General features: G+C 41.0%; 10 protein-coding genes. 8 read left to right on the forward strand and 2 right to left on the reverse strand.

What is annotated here, in order from left to right; translation table 11 throughout:
• Window positions 1–2 precede the first annotated feature (2 nt).
• On the reverse strand, window positions 3–1,142 hold the full coding sequence (locus BuS5_RS17840; protein WP_051374686.1) for a helix-turn-helix domain-containing protein: 1,140 nt from the start codon (window positions 1,140–1,142) through the stop codon (window positions 3–5).
• Window positions 1,143–1,311: 169 nt separating this feature from the next.
• On the opposite strand from BuS5_RS17840, the gene BuS5_RS17845 reads away from it, so the two are divergent.
• The 4 genes from BuS5_RS17845 to sppA all read left to right on the forward strand — a co-directional run bounded on the left by BuS5_RS17845 (window position 1,312) and on the right by sppA (window position 6,601).
• Window positions 1,312–1,509: a hypothetical protein gene (locus tag BuS5_RS17845; RefSeq protein ID WP_157487354.1), complete on the forward strand. Its 198-nt coding sequence runs from the start codon at window positions 1,312–1,314 to the stop codon at window positions 1,507–1,509.
• A gap of 159 nt (window positions 1,510–1,668) precedes the next feature.
• Window positions 1,669–3,468: a histidinol-phosphate transaminase gene (gene hisC, locus BuS5_RS20275; protein ID WP_084445794.1), complete on the forward strand. Its 1,800-nt coding sequence runs from the start codon at window positions 1,669–1,671 to the stop codon at window positions 3,466–3,468.
• A 311-nt stretch (window positions 3,469–3,779) separates the two neighbouring features.
• Window positions 3,780–5,645 carry a 30S ribosomal protein S1 gene (locus tag BuS5_RS17860; protein WP_255342806.1) on the forward strand — a complete coding sequence of 622 codons (1,866 nt, stop codon included), beginning with the start codon at window positions 3,780–3,782 and terminating at the stop codon, window positions 5,643–5,645.
• Between the two features lie 50 nt (window positions 5,646–5,695).
• The gene (sppA, locus tag BuS5_RS17865; protein ID WP_027353584.1) at window positions 5,696–6,601 is read left to right on the forward strand and encodes a signal peptide peptidase SppA; all 906 of its coding nucleotides are present in this window, start codon (window positions 5,696–5,698) and stop codon (window positions 6,599–6,601) included.
• Window positions 6,602–6,620: 19 nt separating this feature from the next.
• On the opposite strand, the gene BuS5_RS17870 is transcribed toward sppA, so the two are convergent.
• Window positions 6,621–7,229, reverse strand: a complete 609-nt coding sequence (locus BuS5_RS17870; RefSeq protein ID WP_027353583.1) for an L-threonylcarbamoyladenylate synthase — start codon at window positions 7,227–7,229, stop codon at window positions 6,621–6,623.
• A 175-nt stretch (window positions 7,230–7,404) separates the two neighbouring features.
• Between BuS5_RS17870 and guaB the strand changes: the two genes are divergently transcribed.
• The 4 genes from guaB to BuS5_RS17890 are packed head-to-tail and all read left to right on the forward strand — an operon-like array spanning window position 7,405 to window position 14,918.
• Window positions 7,405–8,868: an IMP dehydrogenase gene (guaB, locus tag BuS5_RS17875; RefSeq protein WP_027353582.1), complete on the forward strand. Its 1,464-nt coding sequence runs from the start codon at window positions 7,405–7,407 to the stop codon at window positions 8,866–8,868.
• Between the two features lie 7 nt (window positions 8,869–8,875).
• Window positions 8,876–12,421, forward strand: coding sequence for a DNA polymerase III subunit alpha (gene dnaE, locus BuS5_RS17880; protein WP_035264942.1), 3,546 nt, complete (start codon window positions 8,876–8,878; stop codon window positions 12,419–12,421).
• The gene (locus tag BuS5_RS17885) at window positions 12,408–13,778 is read left to right on the forward strand and encodes a mannose-1-phosphate guanylyltransferase/mannose-6-phosphate isomerase (protein WP_051374685.1); all 1,371 of its coding nucleotides are present in this window, start codon (window positions 12,408–12,410) and stop codon (window positions 13,776–13,778) included. Before dnaE ends, BuS5_RS17885 begins: the two co-directional genes overlap by 14 nt.
• 6 nt (window positions 13,779–13,784) lie before the next feature.
• Window positions 13,785–14,918, forward strand: coding sequence for a DegT/DnrJ/EryC1/StrS family aminotransferase (locus tag BuS5_RS17890; RefSeq protein ID WP_027353580.1), 1,134 nt, complete (start codon window positions 13,785–13,787; stop codon window positions 14,916–14,918).
• The last annotated feature ends 62 nt before the right edge of the window (window positions 14,919–14,980 follow it).

The raw sequence follows: 14,980 nt of genomic DNA on the forward strand, positions 1-14,980 counted from the left end.
GCTTATTTTTTCACAACATTAAATTTTTTCAATGTATCCTCAATTGCAGAGACTTCTTCTTTCCCTTCTTCCGATTCTTTGCCGGTTAAGACCAGATCCCAAAGCCGGCCGTTCGGTGTAAGCAGCCTTCGGGAAGAATCCGGTTCGCCAAAGCCGGTTTTTGCGTAGTATTCATGAATTTTGTTTTTGAGCGGCCCAACTAAAGATTTGTCAATTAAATCGAGTTCATCGAGACGATACAAAAAAGCTTCAGCCGATACCCCGAATCGGTGTTTAATTCTCAGGAGAAGCTCATATGACCATTGTTTTTGTTTAATCCCGAGTTGATTAACCGTGTTATTGACGGCCTTTGCGGGCATCAGGAATGTGGCCGCAAAACGTCCGGCGGCTCTATGCGCTGTAAAGGGTTTTTCTTTTGAATCTTCGGGGACGGGGGCGGTCTGAAAGGGGTTGGTATTTTGACGGATTGCATTTGTCATAATCAGGATTCTTCCAAGTTCATAAACCAGACGGAATAGCTGCCTTTCAGGATTCAGCCTTGCCATAAGAAAGAAAAAGGCATTATGGTTTAAGGGGTCATAGTATGAAAAGCTTTCAATTTTTTTGGGCAGGGAAAGTACGATCACACGGAATCCAAGGGTTTCAAAAAGTTCAAAATAGTCAAAGACTATACCATTTTTTATTCCGGTAAAATTGCGGATTTTTTCCGAAAGCGTTTCCATTTCCTTGATTGTGGGATCAAAAGGCACAAAAAGCGGGATACCGGCTATTTTCCGTGCGTTGCAAATATCTTCCAGGGCCTGGAAGGAGTCGATTAATTCATGCGCTGCAAGCAAAACCCTTGAGGGGAGTTCTCTCTCTTTTTCTCCGGCTGTTATGAGAAATGGTTCAAGTAAACTTTCATGCTGCAGAGAACGGAAATCCTGCTCTTTTTCGGCAAAAAGGGTATCTATAGATACTCCTAATACTTTGGAAAGACGGTAAGTTACAGATGCAGACGGCGCGTTTACACCACGTTCAATCCGTCCCAGGGGGACTTCATTCATGCCTGCTTTTGCCGCCAGCTTTGCTATGCTCCAGTTGCGCTGTCGCCGTAATTTTCTTATATTTTTCCCAATGAAGCTTAAGTCTAATGTCATCATATGAATATATACATACCATTCAGGTTTACTTGTCAAGTTGATTTGGTGATTAATTGCTTTTTTAAGGGCTTTTGGGTACTATACTCTCCGTCCCAAAAAAACGAAATGTTTGGGTACAGACCTAGGAAAAAAATAGCATTTTAAGCATAATTTTTTGGACACTTTTCTTATGTACGACGGTTGCTGGTCTGATTCCGAAGCTGAAATCGTTGTCACGAATGTCGAGTTCGAAATGCTTGCCGACACGAACACCAATCTTGTCCTGTCCATGCAGCCTGCCCTTGTCGATTTTCCGGCTAAGCTTTGCCAATTGTCTGGAGATAGACTCAATCTGAGTTCGGCTTCTTTTAAGGCGCTTTTTGATTAATTTTTGATTGCCCCATTTGATATTTGACAAGAACGGCATTTAAAAATAAATATGGTTAATCTGTATTGTTCGTTGTTAATATAGAAATGAAGACATCCTTCATATCACTTAAAAGGAAGGATGCCAAAATGAATATATCTTTTAAATAACAGGGGAAAAATGACTTTATCTGTTCCTGACTATATTTTATCATTAAAACCGTATGCGCCGGGAAAACCTATTGAAGAGCTGGAAAGGGAATACGGAATAAACGATTCTATAAAACTGGCATCCAACGAAAATCCGTTAGGCCCCTCTCCAATGGCTGTCAAAGCTATTGGAAACGTACTTGGAATGCTTAATCGCTATCCTGACGGAGGCGGGCATGACCTTACAGGGAAGCTGTCTGAAGATTTAAACGTCGCGCCTGAAAACATTGTTTTGGGGAACGGTTCAGATGATATTATCGGCATGCTTGCCAGGGTATTTTTAAAACCTGGTGATGAGGCTATCATGCCAAAGCCGTCTTTCCTGATGTATGATATTATGGTAAACTCGTCCGGTGCAACACCAGTTCATGTCCCTTTAAAATCACTCGCGCTTGATTTACAGGGTATGGCCGCCAAAATTACAAAAAAAACACGCCTGATTTTTATCTGTAATCCGAATAATCCAACAGGCACCATAGTATCAAAAAAAGATTTTAACAGGTTTCTTGAGAATATTCCTGAAAACGTTCCGGTTGTTCTTGATGAAGCCTATATAGAATTTGTGCGTGATCCTGAATGCGTTAACGGTGTTGATTATATAAATAGTGGCAGGGCGGTTGTTACTCTTCGCACATTTTCCAAAGCTTATGGTCTGGCAGGGCTAAGAATAGGATATGGTGTAATGCCCAAAGAGATTGCTGAATTACTGCACAGGGTCAGGCAGCCTTTTAATGCCAATAGACTTGCTCAGGCAGGAGCATTAGCCGCCCTGGAAGATGAGCCGTTTTTAACAAAAACTGTAGGCATTGTACATAAAGGGATTGATTATTTATTTGAATCCCTTGAAAAGATGCGGATACAAGCCTTTCCAACCCAGGCAAATTTTCTATTGATTGATGTGGGTCGGGATGCCGATGCTGTTTTCGAAAAAATGCTCAGAATGGGTGTTATTGTCCGGTCGATGAAATCATACGGATATCCTGAATATATAAGGATCAACGCGGGACTGCCGGAGGAGAATGCCAGATTTATTTCAGCCTTGAAAGCTGTCATGCAAAGTTCGGCCGATACTGAAAAAATTAAAAAACAAAACCTGCTGATCACCATTGACGGGCCTGCAGGGGCCGGCAAAACAACAATCGCCAAAATGCTTTCGGATAGTCTTGGTTATAAATATATCGATACCGGCGCTCTTTACAGGGGAGTCGCCTTTGAAGCGCTATCAGCCGGGATTAGCCATGATGACCATACCGGGTTAAAGCAGCTTTGTGATAAAATTGATTTGAATTTTGTCCTTGTTGAAAATGGACTGCGTCTCTTTTCGGGTGATACGGATCTTACCGATAGAATCAGGACACCGGAAATAACGATGTTTGCCTCTGCAGCATCTGCCCTGCCGGTTGTCAGGGAAGCGCTTTTAAAAATTCAAAGAGATCTGGGCAGAGAAAAAAGGGCTGTATTTGAGGGGCGGGATATGGGAACAGTGGTCTTTCCTGATGCAGATCTGAAATTTTTCCTCGATGCGGACAGCAGCACAAGAGCCGTCAGAAGGCATAAGGAGTTATCCACAAGCACTGCCCTGACAGTAAAAGAGGTTAAGAGAGATATTGATGAGAGAGACAAAAACGACAGCTCAAGAGTATTGGCTCCTTTAAAGCCGGCGGATGATGCTATAATAATAGATTCCACATCTATTTCGAAAGAGGAAGTCTTGGCGATTATGATGTCGCACATAGAACTTCATAGTGCATATAGATTGTCACATAAATAATTTCATTGCATTATCGGTCGTCGTAGTAGGGGTTCAAGATTTTGAACCCTTCCCCCTCTGGCCTTGTGCCAAATTTTAAAAGCGGGTAATTATCTGACAATCTACAGGAATTCAGAATAGCCACGAAGGGCTTGTTCAAAATATACCCCCTTTTTTTTTATAAAGCCCCCATAATTAGTTATTGTTTTTTAAAAATGAGCCTGATATAAATGAAAGATTATATTAACTGCAAGTGTTAATATAAATAGAAAGAAAAGCTATTTTGAGAGTATTTCAAAAAGCTAATAAATCCTTAGGGGGTATTGTATTTCATGGCAAGTATTGAAGAGAATCATTTAACTGAACAATTAAAACAGGGCGACCAGCCCGATGCAGGCACTATGGGAAAAGATCAAAGTACCGATAGCGATCATGCTATTAAAGGAGACCAGGAAGAAACCATGGTAGACCAGGAAGAAACCATGGAAGATGAGGAAGAAACCATGGAAGGTCTGATGAGCATGTACGAGGAAAACTTCAAACGTTTTGCAGACGGAGAAGTCGTTTCAGGCAAGATTATTTCCGTGGACAAAGATTATGCGCTGGTAGATATCGGATATAAGTCAGAGGGTCAGATACGGATCAATGAATTCAAAAATGACGAGGGTCAGATTGTAGCTGAGGTCGGTGATTCTGTTGATGTAATGGTTGAATGGTGGGATGATGAGGAAGAACGCGTTATCCTTTCCAAGGAAAAAGCGGCCAAAGTGAAAGTTTGGGAAGCCATCAAGAAAAAATATGAAAGCGAAGAAACTATTGATGGCGTTGTTCTAAGCAGGGTTAAAGGCGGCTTTGCAGTTGATATCGGGGTGCAGGGTTTCTTGCCTGGATCACAGGCTGATCTGCGTCCTATTCGCAACCTGGACGAAATGGTAGGAAAGACCTTTACGTTTAAAATTCTAAAATATAATCAAAAACGAAGCAATATTGTCCTGTCAAGACGGGTGATACTGGAAGCAGAGAGAGAACATGAACGTACTGCAACCCTGGAATCGATTTACGAAGGCAAAGTTGTTGAAGGAATAGTAAAAAATATTACCGAATATGGAGTTTTCGTTGACCTTGGCGGTGTTGACGGCCTGCTTCATATAACAGATATTTCATGGGGAAGGGTAAAACATCCTTCAGAGCTATTCACGGTAGGCGATACAATAAATGTAAAAATTTTAAGTTTTGATATCGAAAAAGAGAGAGTCTCTTTAGGTATGAAACAGCTCGCTGAAGACCCATGGCTGTCAGCTGCTGAAAAATATCCGGTAGGATCCCGTATAACCGGCAAGATCGTCAGCTTAACGGACTATGGCGCATTTGTTGAACTTGAAGAAGGCGTAGAGGGACTGATTCATGTTTCCGAGATGTCGTGGACCCGCAAAATACATCATCCTTCAAAAATTGTTAATGTGGGCGAAGAGGTTGAAGCGGTGGTCTTGAATATACAACCTAAAAGCAGGCGCATATCCCTGGGCATAAAGCAGGTTGTCCCTAATCCCTGGGATTTAATAAGTGAAAAATACCCTGTTGGAACTACAATTGAAGGCAAAATCAAGAACATTACGGACTTTGGCCTTTTTATCGGCATTGATGAAGGCATCGACGGGTTGGTTCACATATCTGATATCTCCTGGACAAAGCGTATCAAACACCCTTCTGAACTATATAAAAAAGGAGATATGATATACGCGGTTGTGCTTGATATTGAAAAGGAGAATGAAAGATTCTCTTTAGGTATAAAACAGATGCAGGAAGATCCATGGGAATCTGCCGAAAGACGTTATGAAGTGGGAAAAGAGATAACGGGAACTATAACCAATGTGACGGATTTTGGAATTTTTGTGGAACTTGAAGAAGGTATTGAGGGCCTTGTGCATGTTTCTGAAATCGCTAAAGAAAAAATAAAAACCCCGGTCGAGAAATTCAAGATTGGAGAGGTGATAACCTCAAAAGTAATGAGTATAAATAAAAAAGAAAGAAGGATTGCCCTTTCAATAAAACGGCTTGCGATTGAAGACGACCAGGAGCTTTTGAGCGAATATGTAAACAATTTACGTCCTCCGACATCCACTTTTGGTGAAATTCTTCGCGATAATCTCCAGGAAAAATTGAATGATAACCAGAAGCATGAAGGCGACGGGGAATAGTGAAATTAATTATCAGACAATCTATACTATAGGTTCAGCGTGGTAATAAAATGTTTTCCCGAAGACATCCATATCTATTTTTTTTGCTGATTATTGCATCAATATTCAGCGTTTCATTAATCGGACTTTCCCTTATATTTTCTTTCGCAGGAAAGGATTCTGATTATTCAGGATTAAATAAATTAAGCGGGGAAAAAGTCGGCATTATTGAAATAAACGGCGTTATCAATGAATCGAAGGATGTTCTCGATAAACTTAAACGCCTTTGCGCTGATAATTCAATTAAAGCTATCGTTGTCAGAATAAATTCTCCAGGCGGCAGCGTAGGCCCGGCGCAGGAAATTTTTAGGGAGATTAAAAAGACAGCCCTTAAAAAGAAAATCGTTGCCTCCCTGGGGGCTGTGGCGGCATCAGGTGGATATTATGTAGCTGCAGGGACAGAAGGTATAATTGCTAATCCCGGAACAATAACCGGAAGTATCGGAGTTGTAATGGGATTTACAAATTTTCAGGAACTTTTGCAGAAGATCGGGCTGATCCCTGTAGTAATAAAGAGTGGCAGCTACAAAGACATCGGGTCGCCTGTGCGTAAAATGACTGAAAAAGAAAGACAAATTCTTCAGAATTTATCGGATCAAATCCACAGGCAATTTATCAGCGCAATAGCAGAGGGAAGAAAGATGGATCTGCGGAAAGTCGAATCTATTGCGGATGGGAGGATCTTTTCGGGAGAAGAAGCAAGAAAACTCGGCCTTGTAGATCGGCTCGGCAATCTTGAGGATGCTATTGAGTGGGCGGGTCGAATGGGCGGAATAAAGGGTAAAATAAAAAGCGTTTATATAAAAGATAAACGCCTTCCCTTTTTACAATATCTTACAGAATCTGCTCTTAATAACATTTTCAACATGGTTTCAAAAAGATATTTATACGCGGATTTTATGATGCAGCCGATATAATGTGGACCTTTGAAAAATATTATTCAAAAATACTAACATCCCCTAAGCCACTCCTTATAACTTCAGGGACATCATTTATCAAAGAGACGACACTTGATGGCTGTCCGGGTACAGGACCGCCGTCTATTACTAAATCGAGTCTTGTACCGTAATAATCCTGAATCAGCGAAGGATCGTGCAAAATCGTATTGTCGGGCATAGACGCGCTTGTGGAAATAATGGGATTGCCGAGTTCCTTGATCAGGGCGATACATATATTATTATCCGGAACTCGTATACCTGCAGTCTTACGTTTGGTCAGCATGATTTTCGGCACCATTTTCGAACCTTCAAGAATAAATGTGTAAGGGCCCGGCAAAAGACGCTTCATTGTTTTGTATGCGTAATTAGAGACTTTTGCGTAACGGCTGATGTTTGTGAGTCCTGAACAAATAAAACTAAAGGGTTTATTCTTATTGCGCTGCTTTATTTGATATATCCTTCCGATTGCTTTTTTATTCATTATATCGCATCCTATTCCGTAATATGTATCTGTAGGATAAGAGATAATGCAGCCCCTCTTCAGAATATCCGCAGCTTTTTTGATTAATCGATCCGGAGGATTTTCAGTATTTAATTTAATAAGCATATCAGGTCAAATAGTTAAAGGTTTATGCATTCAAACGTAAACCGTTAACTGTAAACGGTTATAATAATTGTTTGCTAAAGATTATTCCTTTTGCTATTCCACCATTTATTTTTATTTTATGCAAACAATAAGTAACAAAGATAAAAGAAATTCTCTATCTACCATGAGGTATACTATGTTAAAAATTCCGCCAGAGGAAGCCTATTCTTTTGATGATGTTTTACTGATTCCGAACTATTCGGATCTACTTCCCAAAGATGTTAATGTAAGTACAAGATTAACCACTAATATTTCGTTAAATATACCAGTTGTCAGCGCTGCAATGGATACGGTGTCTGAAGCACGGACCTGCATTACTCTCGCGCGTGAGGGGGGGGTCGGTTTTATACATCGTAACATGAGCATAAAAAGCCAGGTCAACGAGGTTAATAAGGTTAAAAAATCAGAAAGCGGCATGATTGTTGATCCTGTTACTATTCGTCCTGATCAGACAGTCGGTGAAATTCTGACCATTATGAAGCGCTATAAAATCTCCGGAGTACCGGTAACAAAGGGTACGCAGCTTGTAGGAATTGTTACAAACAGGGATCTGAGGTTTGAAACCGATTTTTTAAAAAAAGCATCTGAAATTATGACCAAAGATAATCTCGTTACAGTACCGGAGGGAATATCTCTTGATAACTCAAAACAATTACTACATAAGCACAAAATAGAAAAGCTTTTGGTAGTCAATAAAAACGGTCACCTGACAGGAATGATAACGATTAAAGATATAGAAAAGATAAAAAAATATCCCAATGCATGCAAAGACTCTTTGGGAAGGCTGCGCGCAGGTGCTGCCATAGGTGTGGGTGAGGATATGGAAAAACGGGCAGAAGCTCTTTTGCGGGCAAATGCCGACGTTATTTTAATCGATACTTCACACGGTCATTCCAAAAATGTTATTAATTCTGTTATGAAATTAAAAGACTCTTTTCCGGAAATGGAATTGATTGCAGGAAATGTCGGCACTGCAAAAGGTGCGGAAGACCTGATTAAAGCGGGTGTCAATGGTGTAAAAATAGGCATTGGGCCGGGATCGATCTGCACGACCCGCATTGTTGCAGGTATAGGTGTGCCCCAGCTAACCGCAATCATGAACTGCAGATCCATATCCTCCAAAACAGGAATTCCGTTAATAGCAGATGGAGGTATCAAGTATTCAGGAGATATCACAAAGGCAATCGGAGCAGGCGCCCATACTGTCATGATAGGCGGGCTGTTCGCAGGGACGGATGAGAGCCCGGGGGAAATGGTTCGTTACCAGGGCAGAAGCTACAAAGTTTACAGGGGTATGGGTTCTTTGGAAGCAATGCAAAAAGGGAGCAAGGACAGGTATTATCAAAGAGATATAGTCGAAAATGACAAACTTGTACCTGAAGGTATAGTCGGTAGAGTTCCATACACAGGGCCTCTTTCGGCAAACATTTTACAACTTATGGGCGGATTAAAAGCAGGTATGGGTTATGTCGGCTGTCGAACTCTTGAAGAATTAAGAGAAAAAGCAAGATTCATCAAGATAAGTTCTGCCGGCTTGCGCGAAAGTCATGTCCACGATGTCATTATCACCAAAGAAGCTCCTAACTATCGCCTGGATTGATAAAAATATGCCGGAAAACATATCACCCTTTGCCCATCTTCATGTTCATACACAATACAGTCTTCTGGACGGCGCCATTACCATTGATGCCCTGTTAGGCCGCGTCAAAAAGTTTGGAATGGAGTCTGTTGCGATAACAGACCACGGGACCATGTTCGGAGTTGTCGAGTTCTATGAAAAAGCAATAAAACAAGGGCTTAACCCTGTTATAGGATGTGAATGTTATGTTGCGCCAAGATCCCTGACATATAAAACCGTGGAAGACAGCAAGGAGCTTTCGCATCTGGTTCTGCTTGCCAAAAATAACGAAGGTTATAGAAATCTGTGCAAACTTGCTTCTATAGCCCAGCTTAAAGGGTTTTACTATAAACCCCGTATAGACAAGGAGGTTTTGAAAAAGTACGCTGGCGGCCTGATCGGGCTCTCTGCTTGTCTTCACGGTGAGATTCCCAGATTGATCAAGAAAAATCAAATAGAAAAGGCAGACGAAGCCGCTATTTTTTTCAGCAAAGTCTTTGGTGAAGACAATTTTTATCTTGAAGTACAGGAAAACGGCATTGAGCTTCAGGATAGAGTCAATCATGCTCTGCTGGAGATGAGCCAAAGGCTTTCCTTGCCATTAGTCGCCACAAATGACTGCCATTATCTCAACAGGGAAGATTCAAAAGCACATGAAGTCCTTTTATGCATTCAAACAGGACATACAATAAACGATAAAGACAGATTCCGCTTTAGTACTGATCAGCTCTACTTTAAATCTCAACAGGAAATGATTGCTTCTTTTAATGATTTTCCAGGCGCTATTGAACATACCATTGAAATCGCAAATAGATGCAATAATATAGAATTTGATTTTAAAACATACCATTTCCCAAAATTCGACCCTTCTTCAGAGCAGACTGTAGATGAAATTTTTGAGCAAAAGGTAAAAGACGGCTATAATCAGCGCTGGAAAATAATTTCAAAAAAAAATCCTGGCATTGATAAAACAGTTTATGATCAAAGACTCGAATATGAAATCTCGATTATCAATGATATGGAATTCCCGGGATATTTTTTGATTGTCGCAGATTTTATAAATTATGCAAAAAACAATAATATTCCCATAGGACCGGGGAGGGGGTCAGCCGCAGGAAGCCTGGTTGCCTATTCCATGGGAATCACAGACCTGGATCCATTGGAATACGGCCTTATATTTGAGCGTTTCCTTAATCCTGCCCGCAAAAGCATGCCGGATATAGATGTTGATATCTGCATTAACGGCCGGGAAAAAGTTTTTCAATATGTTGTCGAAAAATACGGCGGCGGTGACTATGTCGCTCAAATCATTACTTTTGGCAAGCTGAAAACCAGAGCCGTAATCAGGGATGTCGGTCGTGCCCTTGGCATACCATTGCGAGAAGTCGACTCAATTGCAAAAATGGTTCCGGATGTCTTGAATATAAGTCTGAACGATGCCCTGGAACAGGAACCCAACATTACAGCACTCGCCGAAAGTCAATCTGAAATAAACGATCTCATACAGATCTGCCGCGTACTTGAAGGGCTGACCAGACATGCATCAACCCATGCCGCAGGAGTTGTTATAGCAGATAAGCCGCTGGTTGAATATCTTCCTCTTTATAAAGGGAAAAAGGGCGAGGTCGTAACCCAGTTCAGTATGAAGTATGTTGAAAAAATCGGGCTTGTTAAGTTTGATTTTTTAGGACTTAGAAACCTCACCGTAATTGCAGATACGATTTCTTTGGTTGAGCAGCAGGGAAAAACAGCTCCTGATGTCTTGAACCTTGATCTCGAAGATCAGGATACATATCGTCTGCTCTCATCCGGCGAGACCAAAGGGGTCTTTCAACTGGAAAGCTCCGGCATGAGAGATCTTCTTGTCAGACTGAGGCCTGAGTGTTTTGAGGATATTATCGCGCTTGTCGCTCTTTATCGACCGGGTCCTCTTGAAAGCGGCATGGTGGATGATTTTGTGGAAAGAAAGCACGGCAGAAAATCCGTTGAATATCTTCTTCCACAACTGGAGCCTATTCTAAAAGAGACCTATGGGGTAATAGTCTATCAGGAACAGGTCATGAAAATTGCCGGCGTTTTGGCTGATTATTCAATGTCCGAGGCTGATGATCTCAGAAAAGCCATGGGAAAAAAGATTCCTGAAATTCTGGCCAAGCATAGAGACCGCTTCCTGAAAGGGGCAGGGAAGAACGGTATAGATCCCGGCAAGGCCGGCATGCTTTTTGACTTAATTGAAAAATTCGGAGGCTACGGATTTAATAAATCCCATAGCGCAGCTTATGCTCTAATTGCATTTCAGACCGCCTTTCTGAAAGCTCACTATCCGGTGGAACTGATGGCGGCCATACTCACCAGCGAAATGCACAATATTGTTCATGTTGTAAAATATATTGATGAATGCCGCAGTCAGGGAATTAAAGTGCTGCCGCCGGATATCAATGAAAGCAATCGTGACTTTATAATAAAAGATGGTAAAATTCGGTTTGGACTTGTAGCAGTAAAAAATGTCGGCGAAGGAGCAATCGAATCCATTTGCAAAACACGCGAACAAGGACCATTTACCTCAATTTTTGATTTATGTGAACGGGTTGCCTTAAAAAAGGTTAACAAAAGGGTCCTGGAAAGTCTTATTAACTGCGGAACTTTTGATTCCACGGGAGATTCCCGCAGTAGCATGACTGCTGCCCTGGAAGATGCTATCGAGTACGGTCAGCGAGTACAAAAAGAAAAAGCCGATCGCCAGATGAGCCTGTTTGATATGGGCGATCAGGCGGGCAAGGCCATTAACCGGCCCAAACTCCCAAAAATAGAAGAATGGGATGAGAAACAGCTTTTAAAGCTTGAAAAAGAAGCTTTAGGTTTTTATATATCGGGCCATCCTTTATCCAAATACCAGGAAATTATAGACAAATTTACAGATGCAGATGCGGTTTCGATTAAGGAAAAAAAAGAAGGTTCTGCTGTCAGGATAGGCGGAATAATATCTAAAATCAAAACCATAAAAACAAAAAAAGGCGACTTGATGGCATTTATAGCAACGGAAGATATGTTCGGTTCAATTGAAATAACCGTTTTTTCGTCAGTTTATTTAAAAGCATGCGATCTTTTAGTTGTTGATGTGCCAGTCCTGGTTCAGGGGCAGGTAGAAAAGGATGAAAACAGCATAAAAATTCTTGCTGACACAATTATACCGATGGAGCAGGCCGAGGAAACATGGACAGCAAGCATTCATTTTAAGTTGCAGCTCGAAGGGACTGAAAAAAGTCTTCTTGTCAAACTCAGGGACATTTTTAAAAGATATCCCGGCACATGCAATGGTTTCATACATCTTCTTGATGATAAAAAAACCGATACTATTTTTTCCATCTCCGATCAGTTAAAATTAAAGGCCTGCAAAGCATTAACCCGGGAGGTTAATCTGCTGACAGGATATGATTCTGTTAAAACCACGTGCAGCCCTGCCGGATTACTCTCTCAAAATAATGACTACCGAGGGAAGACTCAAAAAAGGAGATATCATAATGCCGGTTCTTAATTCTGAGCGGTTAAACACTTATGCCATTCTGCTTGCGGGTGGTACCGGAACACGTCTATGGCCAGTCTCCAGGGCGCTTTATCCCAAACAACTGGTCAGATTTATAGGTGAAGATTCCCTGGTTCAAAGCACAATAAAAAGGCTCTTCCCTGTATTGAATAAAGAAAAGGTAAAGATAGTCTGCGGCAGGGAGCATTATTATGAAATTGCAAGACAGATGGATGAAACAGGTATAGAGTCTGGTGGAAAAGTTATTTCGGAGCCTTGCGGAAGAAACACGGCGCCTGCGATTTTGCTGGCTGCGTTTGATGTTTTGGCAACAGAAGATGACGCTGTTTTGCTGATTTTTCCGGCCGATCATGTTGTCAAAGATGTCAACGAGTTCCATAATAAGATTAAATCAGCCATACAACTGGCTGAAGAAGGTTATATTGTGACCTTCGGAATAACACCCCATTATCCGGAAACAGGATATGGATATATCGAGGGATCAGAATCGCATACTTTCCATGATGACGCCCGGCAAATCAAAAGGTTTGTTGAAAAACCGGACAGGATAACCGTCGAAAAATATTTAAAAGCAGGTAATTTTTTTTGGAACAGCGGTATGTTTGCCTTTAAAGCATCTATCCTTATTGAAGAATTCAAAATTCATAAACCCGCTCTTTTACGAACAATGGAAGGAATATTCCATAACAATAAGCCGGTCACTAAAACAGATTATGAGCGATTGGAAAATATTTCAATAGATTATGCCATTATGGAGCAGACAGACAAAGGCGTTGTCCTGCCTTCGGATTTCGGATGGAGCGATATAGGATCATGGAAATCACTTTATGATTTCCTTGAAAAAGACCATAATAATAATGTGATAGACGGTGATGTGATCGCACTTAATACTAAAAGATGTTTTATCAAGGGTCATGAAAGGCTTGTTGCTGTCTGTGATCTTGAAAATATTGCTGTAATAGAAACGCCGGATTCTGTATTTGTATCTAATCTTGATAACAGTCGTGAAGTCAAAGCTATTGTAACAAAACTTAAAGAAAAAGAACGTCGGGAATACCACCAGCATAAATTTGTCCATCAGCCATGGGGCATAGTAACCAATCTGGAACAGAAAGAGGGTTATTGCGTAAAAAGGCTTCTTGTTTATCCTGGAAAAAATGCAGAATTTGGTAATTCAGGTATAACGCATTTTACAGTCACTAAAGGCTGCATGGTAATATCTTACGGTCGTAACAGCCAAGCCTGTAAGAAAGGTGAATCTGTTATGATTTCCGATAAAGTTGCTGTAAAAATAATAAATAATGATTCAAATCCACTATCTATTATTCAGGTGGAGATCGGATATTAAAAAGATATGAAAGTACCGCTGCTCGATTTAAAAAAACAGTACCAGACCATTAAGGGTGAAATTCTTGAATCTTTACATGAATTAATTGAAAGTCAGTATTTTATACTCGGGCCACATGTTGAGTCTCTTGAACAAAATATAGCAGCTTATTGCCGGGCCGGATTTGCAACAGGTGTCTCCTCCGGCACAGATGCACTGCTGGTTTCCCTTATGGCTGCTGGTATACAACAAGGAGATGTTGTTATTACAACACCTTATACCTTTTTTGCAACAGTAGGTTCAATAGCTCGTACAGGCGCAAGGGTTTTATTTGCAGATATTGATCCTGATACATATAATATATCCCCAAAAAGTATTGAAAAAAAACTTGCGGGGCTTGACGATTCAGAAAAAGCCTCTTTAAAAGCCATAATCCCTGTTCACCTTTATGGGCAGTGCGCTGAAATGTATGAGATTTTGCAAATCAGCAAAAAATATAATCTTCTAATTATTGAAGATGCTGCCCAGGCCATAGGTGCTGAGTATCAAGGTACCCGTGCAGGGTCTATCGGTGATATGGGATGCTTTTCCTTTTTCCCTTCCAAGAATCTTGGCGCTTTTGGCGACGGGGGGATGGTAACAACAAATTCCGAGGAACTCCATTATAAACTGTGCACACTCAGGGGCCACGGTTCTGATCCTAAATATTATCATAAATTGATAGGAGGAAATTTCAGGCTGGATGCAATTCAGGCTGCGGTAATCTCCATAAAATTCAAATATTTGGATAAATGGACTGCCGCCAGGCAGGAAAACGTAAATAGATACAGAGAGCTTTTTGCGGAAGAGGACTTAGACGGCATGATTAAACTGCCGCTTGAAAAGGAAAAGCGGCATATATACAATCAGTTTGTTATAAGCCTGAAAAAGAACAGAGACGAACTGAGGCAATACCTGCAGGAAGCAGGCATAGGAACAGAAATCTATTATCCTGTCCCCATGCATCTGCAAGAGTGTTTTGCATATATGAATTATAAAAAAGGAGATTTCCCTGAATCAGAATATGCAGCGGAGCATACCCTGGCGCTCCCTGTTTATCCGGAGCTTTCAGATGACCAACTGGAATATGTGGTTACAACCATCAAGGAATTTTATACATAAGATCTCCATCTGAATAATTGCACTGCGTTATGGGTCAAAACTTTCGGGAGACGTACTACCAG

It is taken from the genome of Desulfosarcina sp. BuS5 (assembly GCF_028752835.1).
GTDB lineage: Bacteria > Desulfobacterota > Desulfobacteria > Desulfobacterales > BuS5 > BuS5.